This window comes from Acidithrix sp. C25, from assembly GCF_904848545.2.
In genome coordinates this window covers 172078-187938 of record NZ_CAJHCI020000002.1, presented here as the reverse complement: position 1 = coordinate 187938, position 15861 = coordinate 172078, and the positions used below count along the sequence as shown (strand labels likewise).

Below are 15861 nucleotides of genomic sequence, written 5' to 3'. Positions count from 1 at the left end.
GATGTTAAATGCTGCAATAGCGCTGTCAGGCAAAGCTAAGGCCATACTTCTGACGGCGATTCCCCTGCTGGACTTCTATACGGGGCTTGCTATTTGGAGCCTCCATTCCAAGTATGGGGAGGATCGTTTCCCGGTGCTCATGCGACTGCATGCAGGAAGGGAACGCAACAGAAAAGCTAAGATCAAAATCGCTAGCTACTCCAGTTCGAAGAGACGCTTGTACGTCTTTGGTGGGGCTATTTTGGCTTCTACATCAATCTTTCTTGAGGTGTGGTTTCTAGTTAGCGTAGCACCGCACCTTTGGAATTGGAGATAGGAAGCCCGGACTTTAGCGAGGCTAAAATGTAAAAGCGGCGCTGGATACAAATATGGCACAAGCGGGCCGTGCGCCGGTTTGGTCCGTCGCTCCGCTTAGCCCGGTTCAGAAACCGGTACCGATTCCGGTTCTTGACTACGACTACTTTGACTTCTACCTGTCAAATATCCCTGTAGGTCTTGGCGGTGAGTTTCAGGACAGTTGTTGCATTTGCCTACTTTTAGATCCATTGACTCTAGAGTATGGCAGTTTGTTCCAACTTGCTTTGCAAGCCAGAAAGACCATACCCTAGGTGTCTTTTGAGGGTAATCTTCCAGGAATTTAAAGCTCAAAAGACCTCGAAATCATCTTTTGGGCAGATGTCTGGCAAAAAATAAATGGTTAGCGTTACCACCAGTGTTCTATGACTACGGATGTGGTTGCCATGGAATGATTTATAGCAGAACCAATCGATCAAGGGCTTATCCACGATAGGCGAACTCGCTTTATGAGCCATATAGACGAACGCTATCAGCATGATAGCCAATAACGGAGCGGGGGATGTTCACAGTGGGTAGTAAAAGAATATCAGGAAGGATCGGAGTTGGATCGGAGTTGGATTGGGGCATTGGCGTTATCGACTGTGGCGGTCGGAATGACTGGGTCTGCCGCATGGGCGACTACAGCGAGTCAAACCGAGCACATGAGACCTCTCTATTAGATCTATCCGACTTACCAGGTCCAAAAGACCTTTCAGGGATATCACTCAGGCGACTGGGTGCAATGTGGTTTCGCGACCGCAAGACCTAACGTTGCGCAGCAACAATGCAACTACGCGGTAACGGTCTCGGCGCAAATCGGCGGTTCCATAAACATATCAGTCTCCGACATCAGCAGTGCGGTAGGCTTCAACATCAACAATAGCCAAACCGAAGGCTACTCCTACAAAGTTACTGTCCCTCCTGGCGAGTGGGGCGTCATTGCAATGGGATCCGAATACGCACAGTATTACACAATGATAAAGCGCGCCCAGTGCAATGTATCCACAGGCATCTGTAGCTGGATGTATTCGGACGACACGGTTCAGGATCACATCGCGCCCACAGCCACGTTCTTCCCAAATCAATATGTTCTTTAAGACATCTACCAAACCTGTTATCCAACAATCTGCCATAACTATATACCAAGGAGACCAAATTGTGCTCAATCGATGTCATAGCTCGGGAAGGATGAATGACGGATACCGATACCGTTGGAAATCCAAACGTTTGGATTTCCAACGGTCGACTTCTTCTTATTTTTATAGGGTACCTTCAAGCCGGCTTGTTGCCAAAGAGACCTTACCTTTTTGATATTGACATGGTATCCCTTGTCTATGACGTAGCGATATGCTCTTTTGTAACCTTGAGCTTTGTGTTCTAGGACAAACGTTCTAAGGAATTGCGTGATCTCTTCGTCTAGATCTGCACTTTTGCGTTCAGGTGCTACGGTACGCTGCGTAGAACGATTTTGACCTGCTACTTTGCAGGCTCGTCTCTTTAGAAACCCCGAATCGTATCTGTAGTTTGTGAACTACCATACGACGACGATTCGGGGTTAGAAGTTTCTTATCGTCGCCTCCTTGGCCATTGCGACATCAAGAGTTAGGTCGACAACGATGTTCTTTAGGCGACGGTTCTTTAGATTCAAGTTCCTTGAGTAAGCTTTACTTTGGTTCCCTTCAATGCAGCGTAGGTACCCTTCCATCGGTACCAGGTCGTCTCGGTAACTGCAGCGCCTTAGGGCTTTTATGGCAAAGCGGCAACTTCACTTATGGTTGCACCGTCATTTAGCATCTTGTCCCCTTCGGCGATCTTCTTACACACCTGCGCCCTGCTTACCTTGAGGAGAACGGGTATGCCTTTTGGACTTCACATTAATTTCCTCCATCTACATTATGGATACAAAGCTGATATTGGTAGCGGATCAATTAAATGGGAGCCTTCCACGGGCATGTTGGCTTTTTCCAATTTGAAGGTGTGGTGAATTTACAATCGGGTAAATCCAAAAGCGATCTCGGTGAATTGAAAGGTAACTTCTATCTTTATGGCTATGGAGCCAGGGTTTTTAGTACTGTCGTTGTCGCTTGTCTAGGAATTTGGTTGATAGGGCGGCATTGAATCGGGATAGAGTTCTCGGTCGAGGCGTTTGGCTGAACGCTCTTCAGCGCGGGACCACTGAACAAAGATTATGCCGATAGCAGCAAATGTGAAGATTTCGCCAAAGATCCAAAGGATTGATCCACCCATGTGAGTATCGGTCAGGGTATTAGCCGCCGGGTCAATGGATCTCGAACTTTGCATAATGGCGATTCCCAAGAATGAACCGAAAGGGATTCCGGTCAATAAAAAGGCGAGCTTGGCTCCGAATGAAAGGCGATGTTTGGCTGGATCTAGACCGAGAACTACGCTCCAAAAGAAGAATCCCGCTATCAAAAAGTGAAGATGGGTGTAGTAGTGAAAAAGAGGATGCCTAATTGAGAGGCTATATAGGGGGGTCAAAAAGTAGGCATACATTGTGACCCAGTTGCTCAGCCACGCAACTATCGGAAATGACCAGAAGCTGATATATCGTGAGTTGATTATCTTTAGGATTGAAGTAGTCGTGCTTCGATTAGAAGCTTGTAGCGCTAGAGTTACCGGCGCTGACAACACAAGCATTATTGGAGCAGCGTTCATCAAAAGTAGATGTTGGATGACATGCATCCAAAATACGGAGTCGTCGTAGCTAGCGAATCCAGATCCGACAGCGAAAAAGATGGTGAAGAGGGACCCCATAAATGAGAGCGTTCTCCATTTAGACCAAATTCGGTTTCGTTTTGCGAGCCTTCTTACTCCTAATATGTAGAGTATGGCTGTTGCCACCAGGGCTGCGTCGGCAAGTATCGACAACGGGTCTAATTGAAAGCCTGTAAGTAGTTGGTTGATGGTTACAGATGGGGATAGTTGGGCTAAGAATAGGACCATTGGTTTAGGAGTCTATATCCGATGGATTTCTAATGGTACCTACTAAATCGCCTACAAGGTGTTATGCGCCAGTTTTTGTAACCGGCGGTTTCGTAAAGTACAAGTAGTGCCCACCTATCGCTGAAAATGCGGCTACATCTTTGGCGAATACCTCGTCTTTGAATTGTCTAGCCTTTGAATTAGATTCCCAGTAGTTTAGCGATGCGCGCTCCATGGCCCTTAGCCTTTACGCCATAGAGGGCATCGGTTATGTAACCTGAGGGATCTATGACAAATGTGCTTCTAATTACCCCAATTACAGTCTTTCCATAGTTTTGTTTTTCTCCGTAGGCACCCCATTGAGCCATTACTGTAGTGTCGGAGTCGCTCAATAGGTCGAAGTCGAGTGAGAATTCGGTTGCGAATTTCCGGTGTTTATCTACTGAATCTGGAGAGATGCCAATGATTTTATTCGGACCATCAACGCTGAAGACGAAGTCCCTAAAGTCGCAAGCTTCTTGGGTGCAACCAGGAGTAAAGTCTTTTGGATAAAAGTATATGATCACCCTATTGCCGCGAAAGTCATTGAGAGAGACCTCTTGGTCGAACTGATTTTTGAGCGTGAAGTTTGGTGCGAGATCACCAGGGCTTAATTTTGGAGTCATTTGGGTCCTTCTTGGGATTTTGATTAAAACTAGATTAATTGAACTGTATAAAGTTCTTGATGGCCAGCAATAATGAGAAAGAAACAATTGGAGGTACCGGTAACTTTTAGTCTAAACTTCGCTGCTACGACTACAGATGGTGCATTCCTGTTTTTTACCATTTGAAGCTAGGTCGTCTCAAATGGTGGTATCTAAAGGGCTACGAGCGCATTTCATTGAGCGCCACGAATTAAAGTTCTGGCTAAATATACTATTTCTTTTCAGATTTACCGGCAGATGTTGTAGCTTCGTTCTTCTTGGGGTATAGCTGTTGGGTCAAACATAAGAGAACTGGTTATAGGCAACTTCGCTGGCCGTGGGTGTCTTTTGTTTTGGCTATTCGGGTAACAATCGAAATGTATGATTTTCTAGTCGGGTAGGCACGACTCATTGCTGAGCCGTGCCTCCTTAAGATCCTAGCGGGCAACTTTCATCGCACTGGGATCAAGCCTTATGAAGGCCCCTTTTGGGACCCGGTCATACAGTTACCAATTTGCCTTGGATGCATAGCCTTTACGACGTAGGTTTGCAGCCTCTTGACGTTACTGTTGAGCTTCGACCAGTCGATCTTATCCCAATTGGTTTCGTCAGTAGGGCCACACGTGGCGTTAGCCATGTTCATTTGCCTTCATAGCCTATGAGGTTCTATGAATCATCTCGCAACTAAGACCATCTCGCAACTAAGACCATTTCACACCTTGGCACGGCGGGGAAGTCTGCTTGGCTCCGTGTTAGGTAATGTCTCAAGGTGTATCCGTCGCATTACAAGAGCGCGTTTCGCTTTGTATCCAATCCTTATGCTCACATCCCCATCGGCCTTCCTTGGGGGGGCTTGCCCAATTGCTTGGGCGGAGATAGCGACTTAGAAATGTTCCACCGAAATAATATACGCTGGGGTTAGGGCCTGCCTTTTCACCGGAGGGAATTGTTGTCAGCGCGCATCCAATCTCCACTGATGCGACCGTCGCAGGTAGCTTTTGGTCCAAGCCCATCAGCAACTTTGGCTTGTTTGCAATAACGATCTTTAACCAGCAGTTCACATATGTTGCTCATACCCAGCTAGGCCCACCTCCATGCTGTCTGGTCCCTTATTGTCTGGCCCCTTAGGGCCTTGTTGCTGGCAGTGTCGGCTTCACCTCACGGATTTGGCCTATGAGATTCCCCGTGGGTACTTTTCCGACAGCTCCATACCAGAGAATTACTCCTCTGGCATGTGTCGGTGGGCTTTGCCAGCTGAATGACAAGTTCCTCCTTTTCGAAGCGTTAAATTCGGCAACCTCATGTCGCACGGAGACAATTGCATAAGTAGATCTTTAGCTGTTTTGGATTTAAAGCTCCGCACTTAATGCTAGATAAGGCATAGCAACTTCATTCTGAGTCAAAAGATACCACCCGAAAGAGTCGATCTATGAATTGCGCAATAGTCTCCTAGGCTACTAGGGAGTAGCTGGATGAATTGTAGTTACCTATGGTTCGATCGAAATCGATATTCGATCTTGGAATAGCTCGGTGTGGTAACTTTTTGCCTATTCACCTAGGCTATATAGCATGGAAAGTTCAAGTTTTAAAGCAGTAGAGATTCAGGCGCCCAAGGTCGTTCTTGTGGTTGCCGCTCATCCCGACGACGCAGATTTTGGGGCGGGTGGAACTATAGCGAAGTGGATCCAAAGCGGTATCGAGATTCACTATTGCCTTGCTACCTCAGGCGAAGCCGGTGGCTTTGATAGGACGATTGATAGGTCGGAGATTCCAGGGATTCGTCAGTTGGAACAGACGCGCGCTGGTGACGTCTATGGCGTCTCCTCGATAGAGTTTCTTGGATTCATCGATGGCGAAGTCGAGCCTAGCTTGGAGCTAAGGAAGGGTATATCTCGAGCTATACGGAGAGTTCGTCCCGACACGGTTATATGCCAGTCTCCTGAAAGAAACTATGAGAGGATGCCGGCGTCCCACCCTGACCATTTGGCTACCGGTGAGGCGGCTCTAAGGGCGATCTATCCTGATTCGAGAAACCCATTTGCGTTTCCTCAATTGATCGATGAAGGTTTTGAGCCTCACAGTGTGAGCCAGATTTTGATGATGGCAAGCCCAAGGTCGAATTTTGCAGTTGATATCACAGGAACGTTTGAACTCAAGTTGAAGGCTCTGCATGAGCACAAGAGCCAACTTCCAACTCCAGAGAAGCTCGCGGATATGCTCGGTCAGTGGGGGTCGAGATCTGCATTGTATGCTGGCCTAGAGGACGGTAAGCTTGCGGAACTATTCTACGTAGCTAGCTTCTAGAGCGATTTGCCTGCTGGGATGTTTGTGTCATCTTCTATTTAGTGGGTTTGTTGTTTTGGCATAGAGACCATGGGTCTCTATGCCCTTGTCCTTAAGGTCCTGTCGTTAGTCGTGGCCTCATCGGAGTTGATCGTCGCTTTCTTTTCGAGGCGCTTTTGGACGTGGCTTCTTTGATTCTGAATTCTATTGCTAGACGGGTAGTCGCTACGTGCGCAATTGCTTAATGTGCAGTTACTGGGCACCTAGCTAGTGTCCATAGTCATAAATTCATTTAAATAAGGAATTAATCCCTATTTGTAGTGTTTTACCTATACAGAGGTACATTTCACTACACTTAGGAGAGTAATGGAAAAGAAGATCGGTCGACCGGCATACAAGGTTGTTCTTTCAGACAACGACAGAAAGTTCCTAGAGGGTGTAATCCGTGCTACAACCTCGCCACAGTCTCATGTAACTCGTGCCAAGATTGCTCTTGGCGCAGCTGATGGCCTTAGCCACGAAGAGATCGTTGAATTGTCCGGTGTCTCAAGCTTTACTGTCTCTAAGTGGAGGAAGAGGTTCTCTCTCTTTGGGGTATCAGTTCTATCTGATGCTCCACGAAGTGGAACCCCAAGAATCCATGACGATGACAAGATAGCTGAGATCATTCGTCTTACTACAACCACAGAGCCAAAGAACGCTACACAGTGGTCAACAACTGAGATGGCAAGAGTTGCTGGCGTCTCTCAATCGAGAAGTCTCTCGTATATGGAGAACCTTTGGACTAAAACCCCATCTCATTGAGTACTACAACATATCTAACGACCCTAACTTTACTTCAAAGGTTCGAGATGTAGTTGGACTCTATCTCAATCCCCCGGAAGCAGCACTTGTGCTATGTGTCGATGAGAAGACACAAATACTTGTCACTTGACCGGACACAACCAGTTCTTCCAATGACTCCCTTTGTACCGGAGCGTCAAACACATGACTACATAAGACATGGAACAACCAATCTCTATGCTGCTCTTGACACAGCATCTGGAAAGGTCATAACACAGACGACAACTGCACATCGTGCAGTTGAGTTCATCTCATTTCTAGATCTCATTGACAAAGAGGTACCAAAAGATCTAGAGGTCCATCTCATTATGGATAACTACGTCACCCATAAGACCGATACAGTGCGTAAATGGAACCTTGAGCACCCACGCTTTCACTTTCACTTTACTCCCACCTATTCATCGTGGATGAATCTTGTAGAGCGATGGTTTTCTGAACTAACTACCAAGATGTTGCAGAGGTCAACACACAAGTCAGAAAAGCAACTTATTGCAGCTATTACAAAATGGACGGAAACCTGGAATGAGAATCCTCGTCCTTTTAGATGGCATAAGACGGCTGACGAGATCTTCAAATCCATGGAAAAGTACCTCGGACCATTTACTAAGTGAATTTATGACTAGGGACACTAGCAATCATCTAAAGTAAAATCTTACCAAGGGCCCGTTTGCTTTTTCTATAAGCTCCGTGCAGAGCTTAGGTCACAGAGTTTTTACCTCATCTCTTTGAGTCGGATATTGACAAATACTAGCCAAGTGGTTGTGTCCCTAACTCGGAAGCACTTTGTCAGATACCGACTTTACGGGCTCGTCTATATTGGATAGATTTTTTCTTTTCTCCATGAGCAGCGCGATTGAGACCATGATGATTGGAAGGCCAGAGTTGAAGTCTGTTCCAGTTGGCGAAAATACTCCAAAATCCATGACTGTTGCCCACATTACTAGTGAGGCGATGATAGTTAGATAGATGGTGGCGACTGAGCTTGGCGCTACTATCAAGGCCGTCGCAATAATAAGGCCCAGTGAGATTAGAATCAGGCTGATTATGGATCCTCTGCCCTCTGTAATATTTGCCGCAGCATTGAGTAGGCTCGAAAAGACCTCGGGTTGTCGATTTTTCGCCATCGACGTGATCATCGTGAAAAATCCGTTGGGTTTAAAGTATCCCTCGGATGGAAGCGCACCAAGGAGGGTACCCACAAGGAAAAAGATTCCCAATCCCCATCCCAGTCGCTGGCTTGTTGGGAATTTGTTTTTACCATTGGAAGCCATTAGCAGCTCTACCGAGACTAAGAGGTAAATCAATATTGCTGAAGGTGCTCCACTGTACCAAGCCGCTTCCTTGTAGAAGAGTCCAAAGCCATTACCTATGCAAAAGACAATGAGCTCCCATACGATCGAGAGGTAGATTGCCAGACGCCAGGTTTTACTTGGCTTGAGAGATACGAGCGCCATGCCGATAAAGAGCTGAATCCATGCGGTAGCTAAATCAACGCGAAATGGATTGATATTCCAGGCCCAGGCACCAAGGTCCCCAAGTGGTCGCAAAAAAGACGGAGCATTCACAAATGCGGGCCTGATAATATTCGACACAAAGCCGTTTGGCATTCCGTTGCGGAGCTGGAGCATTCCGTCGATGATCCAGATGGCGCCAAATGAAATGGATAGAAAGCTAAGAGTTGTGTTGGAGCTCGTCGCGGTGGCGACGATATTTTGCGCCTCTGTCTTTTGGATATCTGTCCTTGGTTTTGATTCTGCGAATAGATATACCGCTAGGTTCAATGCCATGGCGACTGTGATGATTATGCCGACTATTAGGTATAGGTGCGAACCTAAGGTGCCAAAGGGGTGGCCGGGTGTCGAGGTCATTCCTGGCATAGGTCTTCCTCCTTATCCTTTTTAGTTATTATTTCTTGCCTGTCACCGAGCACAGTTTTTATTTTTTAGGGTTCCATCCGGCCAAGATCTCGGGATTGAGTCGAAGGAATCGTCAAGGTAACAAAGAGAAGTTCCATCCGGCCAAGATCTCGGGATTACCTCTACTTTTAGGCTAAAGATTTCCCTTTAGCGTTTTGAAGTGATGCGATGCGGTTATTGATCTCGATCGTTGTTTTTACGACATCATCTACGGTTTGTGCGATCTCGTTCGTAGATGCAACCTGGGAGTCGACCGAGACGGCAATTTCGCCTTGAAGTCTCCCGATCTCGCTCACAGTATCGGTTACCTCTAAGAACGCCGCGCTCGCCGCGCTCGTATCTGAAGTCATCGATATTGCCATGGCGCCGATATCCGCAGTAGCACGCGCTGTAGCTGCGGCAAGCGCTTTGACTTCATTGGCCACTACGGCAAATCCTTTGCCGGCTTCGCCAGCGCGCGCAGCTTCAATGGCTGCATTGAGCGCAAGGAGGTTCGTCTGCTCTGCGATTTCAGTTATGGTAACTACGATCTGGCTAATGTTGGCGGAATTTTTATCCAGTCGATCAAGGGTCATCGAGGTCTTCCCGACGATTCCAGCGGCATCATGTGCAACCTCTGCGGCACGGTTGGCACCGTGCGCTATCCCTGTTATTGTAAGCTCCATCTCTCGAATTGCACCTGCGACTGCATCGATGTTTGCCCTAATCTGGTCGGATCCTGCCAAGAGGCCGCTGGCTTGACTAGCGACCTCGATTTGGTCTCTGCGGGCTCTCTCTACCTCTTGAGAGCGTCTTTCGATCGCTTCACGGTCACTTTTTTCTTTTTCTAGCTGGAGCTCATAACGTTGCTTTTCTTCAAAGGTGCTTTTTTCTAGGAGCGCGGAGCTCTGGCTGCGTAGCGCATCTGAGAAGCTCCAGAAGACAATTTGTACAGCTACTGCTCCCGAGATGAATCCAGCATGTATAAGGGCCCATCCAATTGGGTTTGCTCTTTCATAGGAGGTATAAAAGACAGAATTGGGCCAAAAAAGGCCGAGGAGAATGTGGTGCACTAAGACGAATCCAATGGAGAGAAGATATGGTGTCCACTCTTCGTAGAGAGCCACTATAGCCAGGAGAACGAAGAAGTAAAAATGGAAATCTGGCATACCGTGTGTGATGTGTACGAGAGCGGCCCCGGCCCATAAAAGGCCGAGGCTAGTTGTGATCGTTGCAAGCCTTCGCGCCTTAATTAGAGTGGCAGCGAGGCAGAATGCAAATTGTATACCGATATCGACCAGTCGTACCTTGGTGGTGGAGTGCTCTGGTAACGAGACGATTATTAGAAATGGAACCTGAAAATATAGAGTATAGACAATAAATCGATGCCGTTTTGCCCAAGCCAGATCGTCGAGATTGGCTCCTTTTGGAAGCTTAGAAAGTATTTTCCCTATCAAATTCGGTACCTTTCATAACGATGCCCAGTGTTTCCCCTAGCGTTGGGATCACCTTGATAGTGGCTATCGGCCCATTGTTGATCGTCCTTTAAGACCATGACAACTTTGTGAGCCCACTTGACTTTTGTATTTTTTCAGCTTTGCTATTGGAGGTGGTACCGCCTCTGAAGAGGTTTTTGTGGACTTCTACGACGCATTAATGGTGCTAATTTTCCATCGAATTACTAGTGTCCCCTCTCATAATTTCCCTGAAACTGAGGAATTAATCCCTTCTAAGGTTGTTCTCCTTGGTAAGGACATAACCTTGCAAGGGAGAACGATGCTAAGTCACACCGTTTCAGAGGAGCCAAACATTGATGCCAACCAGAGCAAGCCGCCCAAGAAGAGATCTGGACGACAAGCTTCGGTGGTTCCGCTCAGTCCCAAAGAACGTAGCGAATTAGAAGCAGTGGTAAGAAAGTCCACAGCTCCCATAGGACAGGTGGCAAGGGCCAGCATTGCCCTATGGAGTAACGAAGGGGTTGGAACCAACGAGATCGCGCAAAGACTTCAGATATCTACAGAGACGGTATGCAAATGGAAGCGGCGTTTTATCAACTACGGAGTGGAACTTCTCGATGACGCACCGAGAAGTGGAAAACCGAGAAGCATTGATGACGAAAAGATCGCCGAGATTCTAAGGATCACTTTGGAAGAAGAGCCCCCGCTTGCTACCCAGTGGTCGACGTCTTCAATGTCCAAGCGGATCGGGGTATCACCAGCGAGCATCTCACGTATCTGGAGAACCTTTGGCCTCAAGCCCCATGTCTTGGGATACTTCAACATCAGTACCGATCCGGCCTTTACCGAAAAGTCCGCGACATAACTGGGATCTATCTCAATCCCCCTGATGCTGCACTGGTACTATGTATTGACGAAAAGACACAGATCCAGGCGTTGGATAGAACCCAGCCACTGCTTCCCATGAGACCTTTTGTTCCAGAGCGGCAAACACATGACTACAAACGCAACGGCACAACAAATCTCTTTGCAGCACTTGATGTTGCCTCTGGCAAGGTGATCACCAACACCACAAAGGCTCATCGGGCGATCGAGTTCATAGCCTTTTTGGATCAGGTGAAAAAAGAAGTTCCAAAAGAACTCGAAGTCCACGTCATCCTGGACAATTATGCAACGCATAAAACCGATGCTGTACGGGCCTGGCTCATAAAAAACCCCAGATTCCACTTCCATTTTACACCCACCTACTCCTCGTGGATGAACCTGGTTGAGAGATGGTTCTCGGAACTGACTACCAAAATGCTCCACAGATCCACCCATAAGTCACAAAAGCAACTCGTTGCTTCGATCAACACCTGGGCAGAGCGCTGGAACCAAGACCCAACACCATTTAGGTGGGTAAAGACAGCTGACGAGATATTCGCATCGATGGCAAAGTATCTGGGGAACTAGAACTCAGGGAACTTATGAGAGGGGACACTAGATCCAGATAGGTGTTGACCTCCAAAAAAAGATTCCGGTTTTGAAATTCATAGAAATGGGTATTTTCCAATGAGGCTTCAAGGATATGGGCGGTTGATCGATTCAAAGCAATCATGAGACTTGCTTGGTTTTATTGTTGGCCTAACAGATGGCGGCTAAAAGTTCAGGTGGCTATTGTTTTAGGACGAGTTGGGTTTCGAAGAGGTCTCGGTAGACTCCCTTTTTCTCCAGCAGTTCAGCGTGTCGTCCTTTTTCAGCGATTTTCCCGGATTTGATTACAACGATTTGATCTGCGGCGACGATCGTAGAGAGTCTGTGGGCGATCACTATCGAGGTTCGGTTGGAGAGTAGGTTAAAGAGGGCGCTCTGAACTGCTGCCTCATTTTCCGTATCTAAATGAGAGGTTGCTTCATCTAGGATTACGATTTCAGGTTTTTTTAGAAAAACGCGAGCAATTGCAAGTCTCTGTCGCTCACCTCCTGAGAGCCTATATCCACGTTCGCCGACTAATGTGTCGAACCCATCGGGCATCTCCATGATCGTTTGATAGATCTGTGCCCCTTTTGTTGCGGCTATAAGTTCTTCATTTGTCGCATCAGGACGGGCGAAACGCAGATTTGACGCTACGGTGTCGTGGAAGAGAAATGTTTCTTGTGATACTACTCCTATATGGTCGCTCAGGTCTTGAAGTGAGATTTCACGGAGATTGATACCATCGAGAGAGATCTCTCCCGCATCTGGGTCGTAGAGGCGTGAAATGAGCGAAGCAATTGTTGACTTGCCAGCACCTGAAGGCCCGACAATGGCCGTCATTGTTCCGGGTTCAACGATAAATGATATGGACTCGAGCGCTACCGTGGTTGAAGGTTGCACATCTGGCGCCTCTGAAAAGGGCGTTTCAATGTCAGGGTAGGTGAAATCGACATTTTCGAAGGCGATTTTGCCCTCTATCTCTTTGATGGCTTTGGGAAACTCTGGATCTGTGACGGTTGGTGCGACGGCGAGTACCTCTGCAACTCTATCGAAAGAGACTAAAGACTGAGAAAGGGTTACCTTGAGAGTTGCCAAGTCGGTAATTGGTGTATAGAGGTTGGTGGCAAATTGTGTCAGCGCAACCAAGGTGCCGATGGTTAGTTGGCGGTCCAAGGCGAGACGTCCACCTATAAGGTAGATACCAGTAACGCCAAGTGCCGCAATCAATGAAACTGCTGCTCCATATAGGCGACCAGCTACTGCTAATTTGATCCCTGAATCTCGAAGTTTTCCAGCTCGATAGTCGTAATTGTGAGTCTCTCTTGTCACATTGCCAAAAAGCTTTACTAAAAGAGCGCCTGAGACGTTCATTCGTTCGGTGGTTAGATTGGATAGTTGAGCATTGGCTTTCATCTGATTCCTTGCCAATGGCGCGATTCGGCGCCCCAGCTTTCGATCTACTACCACAAGGAGCGGCATGGTTACTAAGGCTATTGCAGTAGCGGACGGTGAGAGTTTTAGCATTATGAAAAGTGTGAATGTCAAAGTCAAAACGTCGGAAAAGACACTTGAAATAATCGATATTGCCTGTTGGGAGCCGAGGACGTCATTGTTGAGGCGCGACACTATCGAACCAGATTGGCTCTTTGTGTAAAAGGCAATGGGAAGTCGTTGAAGATGCGCAAAGAGTGCAGAGCGAAGGTCAAGTATTAAGCTTTCACCCATCTTTGAGCTGATCCATCTCGAAGCGACACTGATTGTCGTGGATGTGACAGTCGCGGCGAGCGCTGCTCCTACTAGAAGATATAGCAGTGAGAGTGATCTTTTGGGAATCGCTGTATCGATGATTGACTTTGTAATGAGTGGGGGTGCGAGATCGATTAGCCGCCCAAGGCCTATTAGGAGAACAAAGACGATCAGCATCCGTTTATATTTAGCTAAAAATGACCAGGCCCGAAGGATGGCTGCCTTGGAGATCGCGTCTTTGGTATTGTCCCATCGCCGCTAGTTCTCGCATAGCGCATGTATTGCATATGGTAGACCTTTACTTTTATTTATCTTATTTGTAACGTCAAAAATTGAATTTCATTCAACCTGTTGATTGTGATGATGAGTTATCAGTTGAAGAGATCTTAGAACGGAGTATTCATTTGATAGACATAGATGGTTTTTACGAAATCATTCAGATGCGGCGGGACGTGAGGAATGAGTTCATCGGTGGTCCGATGGATCAAAGCAAACTGAAACGTATTCTGAGAGCTGCGCATCAGGCACCTTCAGTCGGAATGACTCAACCGTGGGACTTTATTCTTGTGGACGACGACGCTATCCGCATCGACTTTCGAGATCACGTCTTGGTGGAGCGTTCTAAGTTTTCGGACCGGCTTATTGGAGAAGCGCAGGAGACTTTCAACCCTATCAAGATCGAAGGAATCATGGAGTCAGCCATCGGAATCGTAGTGACTTATGATCCGAGCCGGGGTGGGTCAGCAATTTTGGGCCGCAATACTATTGATGAAACAGGACTTTATTCGGTGTGCTTGGCCATTGAGAACCTTTGGCTAGCCGCTACCGCTGAAGGATATGGCGTTGGATGGGTATCGTTCTATCAAGAGTCCTTCCTCTGTGATCTGGTCGGGATCCCTTCTCCGCTACGGCCGATCGCATGGCTTTGTCTTGGACCCATTTCGACGCTTATGGAGGTTCCAGATTTGGAGCGCTTCAACTGGAGAGGGCGCCGCCCCCTTGAAGAAGCACTTTTTCAAAATCGCTACGGTGAACGCTTGAAGCTGGACCTCTGATCTATTTCATGTGCCCTCATTGGTCTTATCTTTTTTGGCCAAACTTATGCGATGTCAATCGATAGATTCAAGAAAGAGTCATATCTCGGCGAATAGGAGATAGCAAGGTGCTCTTCTTGGTAGATTTCATCAACAGCGCTAATTACAACACGTGAAGTTGGATAACTTTCGATAATCAATCGCAAAAAATTGCTTATTTATCAGAATATGAATGTAAGTTGACTAACGGTTGACTGATAGATCACAAAGGGGTGGGAATGGTTAGCTTTTCAGGGGACGGAACTGATAGTAACGGGAGTTGGTCCAAGAGGCTTGCTCAAGTAGGAGTTGAGCTGACGAAGGGACAGGAGCGCTTTGTCGATGTACTTGCCGCTTCGTTTGACGCCAGCTTCGAGAGGTTGTTTGGTGAGGGTCGCATCGTTCCTTACCTTGAAACATCTTTGGAATTAGCGATTCGGCTAGGACAAGATGAGTACGCTTTTTTGTTGGGAGATGAGGGGCAAACCTCGGCTAGCGACCATGGTGAGCATCTCTTGACCATCGATGTAGCCTCGATCGATCAGGCGCATCTAGTCGACTCATTCGTAGCAATACTCGGGAGGTTCGGCTATTTTCCCGAAGTAACACTACATCCGCTTTTAACGCTAGAGCGCGATAGCGAATTAAATATTGTAGATGCATATCGAACCGGAACCAAAGAAGCTTCTGGTCGAGTTGAGTCTTATATCCACTTTGATGTAAAAGCTAACCCAACAGAGCTGGAACTCGAGGCGCTAAATAGTGCTTTTGAGGACCTTTTTCATTTTTGAATCTGATCAATTCTTCTAACGCAGACTTTTATAGGGACCAGTCTTATAAGACTTGGACGCAAGGTGCATTTTTTGGAGATGACGAAGGATTTGTTCCATTGGGAGCAAGAATAGGGCCTTCAAATAGCGGAATTTTAGAGCGTTTGGGACCAGATGAAGCTTCTAGAATTCAAAGGTCATTTTCCAAGGACTCCAAGAGGCCACACCTGGTCAATGTGATTTCACCCGTAATGGCTACCGAGGCATTGATAGTTGGTCCTGCTCATGATGGTCAAGGTAACGAATCAGGTTACATCGTTGGACTTGGCTCCAAAGCTATGCTCGCTAGCGGGATGGACCTTGAAATCGCCTAACTA

At 47.2% G+C, this 15861-nt stretch carries 14 protein-coding genes and 2 pseudogenes; 9 read left to right on the top strand and 7 right to left on the bottom strand.

The annotated features are described in order from the left end of the window. Position 1: 1 nt before the first annotated feature. The 3 genes from ACIDITHRIX25_RS94085 to ACIDITHRIX25_RS94075 all read left to right on the top strand — a co-directional run bounded on the left by ACIDITHRIX25_RS94085 (position 2) and on the right by ACIDITHRIX25_RS94075 (position 1105). A complete protein-coding gene (locus ACIDITHRIX25_RS94085) occupies positions 2–316 on the top strand; it encodes a hypothetical protein (RefSeq protein WP_052605476.1) in 315 nt (104 codons plus the stop codon). Positions 317–368: 52 nt separating this feature from the next. Continuing rightward, on the top strand, positions 369–608 hold the full coding sequence (locus tag ACIDITHRIX25_RS94080) for a hypothetical protein (RefSeq protein ID WP_052605349.1): 240 nt from the start codon (positions 369–371) through the stop codon (positions 606–608). Positions 609–856: 248 nt separating this feature from the next. Beyond that, positions 857–1105, top strand: coding sequence for a hypothetical protein (locus tag ACIDITHRIX25_RS94075; protein ID WP_213333439.1), 249 nt, complete (start codon positions 857–859; stop codon positions 1103–1105). A 67-nt stretch (positions 1106–1172) separates the two neighbouring features. Here ACIDITHRIX25_RS94075 and ACIDITHRIX25_RS94070 read toward each other — a convergent pair whose 3' ends face one another. The 4 genes from ACIDITHRIX25_RS94070 to ACIDITHRIX25_RS94055 form a co-directional block, all read right to left on the bottom strand. After that, positions 1173–1445 carry a hypothetical protein gene (locus ACIDITHRIX25_RS94070; RefSeq protein ID WP_201733040.1) on the bottom strand — a complete coding sequence of 91 codons (273 nt, stop codon included), beginning with the start codon at positions 1443–1445 and terminating at the stop codon, positions 1173–1175. A 53-nt stretch (positions 1446–1498) separates the two neighbouring features. Continuing rightward, a complete protein-coding gene (locus tag ACIDITHRIX25_RS94065) occupies positions 1499–1744 on the bottom strand; it encodes an IS3 family transposase (protein WP_201733579.1) in 246 nt (81 codons plus the stop codon). Between the two features lie 680 nt (positions 1745–2424). Continuing rightward, positions 2425–3300 carry a cytochrome c oxidase assembly protein gene (locus ACIDITHRIX25_RS94060; protein ID WP_052605346.1) on the bottom strand — a complete coding sequence of 292 codons (876 nt, stop codon included), beginning with the start codon at positions 3298–3300 and terminating at the stop codon, positions 2425–2427. 179 nt (positions 3301–3479) lie between these two features. Then, positions 3480–3944, bottom strand: a complete 465-nt coding sequence (locus ACIDITHRIX25_RS94055) for a peroxiredoxin (protein ID WP_052605345.1) — start codon at positions 3942–3944, stop codon at positions 3480–3482. A 1587-nt stretch (positions 3945–5531) separates the two neighbouring features. Between ACIDITHRIX25_RS94055 and ACIDITHRIX25_RS94050 the strand changes: the two genes are divergently transcribed. Beyond that, a complete protein-coding gene (locus tag ACIDITHRIX25_RS94050; RefSeq protein WP_052605344.1) occupies positions 5532–6266 on the top strand; it encodes a PIG-L deacetylase family protein in 735 nt (244 codons plus the stop codon). Positions 6267–6611: 345 nt separating this feature from the next. Next, positions 6612–7699: pseudogene (locus ACIDITHRIX25_RS94045) on the top strand (IS630 family transposase). A gap of 156 nt (positions 7700–7855) precedes the next feature. Here ACIDITHRIX25_RS94045 and ACIDITHRIX25_RS94040 read toward each other — a convergent pair. Both ACIDITHRIX25_RS94040 and ACIDITHRIX25_RS94035 read right to left on the bottom strand, forming a co-directional pair. After that, the gene (locus tag ACIDITHRIX25_RS94040) at positions 7856–8965 is read right to left on the bottom strand and encodes a hypothetical protein (protein ID WP_201733039.1); all 1110 of its coding nucleotides are present in this window, start codon (positions 8963–8965) and stop codon (positions 7856–7858) included. Between the two features lie 167 nt (positions 8966–9132). Further along, positions 9133–10440, bottom strand: a complete 1308-nt coding sequence (locus ACIDITHRIX25_RS94035; protein WP_283770422.1) for a methyl-accepting chemotaxis protein — start codon at positions 10438–10440, stop codon at positions 9133–9135. Positions 10441–10792: 352 nt separating this feature from the next. Here ACIDITHRIX25_RS94035 and ACIDITHRIX25_RS94030 point away from each other — a divergent pair. Next, a pseudogene (locus tag ACIDITHRIX25_RS94030) lies at positions 10793–11892 on the top strand (IS630 family transposase). Between the two features lie 201 nt (positions 11893–12093). On the opposite strand, the gene ACIDITHRIX25_RS94025 reads toward ACIDITHRIX25_RS94030, so the two are convergent. Beyond that, on the bottom strand, positions 12094–13818 hold the full coding sequence (locus ACIDITHRIX25_RS94025) for an ABC transporter ATP-binding protein (RefSeq protein WP_201733038.1): 1725 nt from the start codon (positions 13816–13818) through the stop codon (positions 12094–12096). A gap of 227 nt (positions 13819–14045) precedes the next feature. On the opposite strand from ACIDITHRIX25_RS94025, the gene bluB reads away from it, so the two are divergent. From bluB to ACIDITHRIX25_RS94010, 3 genes are all read left to right on the top strand, one after another. Then, on the top strand, positions 14046–14696 hold the full coding sequence (gene bluB, locus ACIDITHRIX25_RS94020) for a 5,6-dimethylbenzimidazole synthase (protein WP_407071680.1): 651 nt from the start codon (positions 14046–14048) through the stop codon (positions 14694–14696). 257 nt (positions 14697–14953) lie between these two features. Next, positions 14954–15505: an NAD-glutamate dehydrogenase domain-containing protein gene (locus ACIDITHRIX25_RS94015; RefSeq protein WP_201733037.1), complete on the top strand. Its 552-nt coding sequence runs from the start codon at positions 14954–14956 to the stop codon at positions 15503–15505. Next, positions 15502–15858 (top strand): hypothetical protein, encoded by a 357-nt coding sequence (locus ACIDITHRIX25_RS94010; protein WP_201733036.1) that lies wholly within the window; start codon positions 15502–15504, stop codon positions 15856–15858. The genes ACIDITHRIX25_RS94015 and ACIDITHRIX25_RS94010 overlap by 4 nt, the downstream gene beginning before the upstream one ends. The last annotated feature ends 3 nt before the right edge of the window (positions 15859–15861 follow it).

What these genes read in the sequence shown, in the direction of transcription:
- ACIDITHRIX25_RS94085 (WP_052605476.1), top strand. Translation starts at nt 2, where the DNA reads ATGTTAAATGCTGCAATAGCGCTGTCAGGCAAAGCTAAGGCCATACTT.
- ACIDITHRIX25_RS94080 (WP_052605349.1), top strand. Translation starts at nt 369, where the DNA reads ATGGCACAAGCGGGCCGTGCGCCGGTTTGGTCCGTCGCTCCGCTTAGC.
- ACIDITHRIX25_RS94075 (WP_213333439.1), top strand. Translation starts at nt 857, where the DNA reads ATGTTCACAGTGGGTAGTAAAAGAATATCAGGAAGGATCGGAGTTGGA.
- ACIDITHRIX25_RS94060 (WP_052605346.1), bottom strand. Translation starts at nt 3,300, where the DNA reads ATGGTCCTATTCTTAGCCCAACTATCCCCATCTGTAACCATCAACCAA.
- ACIDITHRIX25_RS94055 (WP_052605345.1), bottom strand. Translation starts at nt 3,944, where the DNA reads ATGACTCCAAAATTAAGCCCTGGTGATCTCGCACCAAACTTCACGCTC.
- ACIDITHRIX25_RS94050 (WP_052605344.1), top strand. Translation starts at nt 5,532, where the DNA reads ATGGAAAGTTCAAGTTTTAAAGCAGTAGAGATTCAGGCGCCCAAGGTC.
- ACIDITHRIX25_RS94040 (WP_201733039.1), bottom strand. Translation starts at nt 8,965, where the DNA reads ATGCCAGGAATGACCTCGACACCCGGCCACCCCTTTGGCACCTTAGGT.
- ACIDITHRIX25_RS94025 (WP_201733038.1), bottom strand. Translation starts at nt 13,818, where the DNA reads ATGCTGATCGTCTTTGTTCTCCTAATAGGCCTTGGGCGGCTAATCGAT.
- ACIDITHRIX25_RS94015 (WP_201733037.1), top strand. Translation starts at nt 14,954, where the DNA reads ATGGTTAGCTTTTCAGGGGACGGAACTGATAGTAACGGGAGTTGGTCC.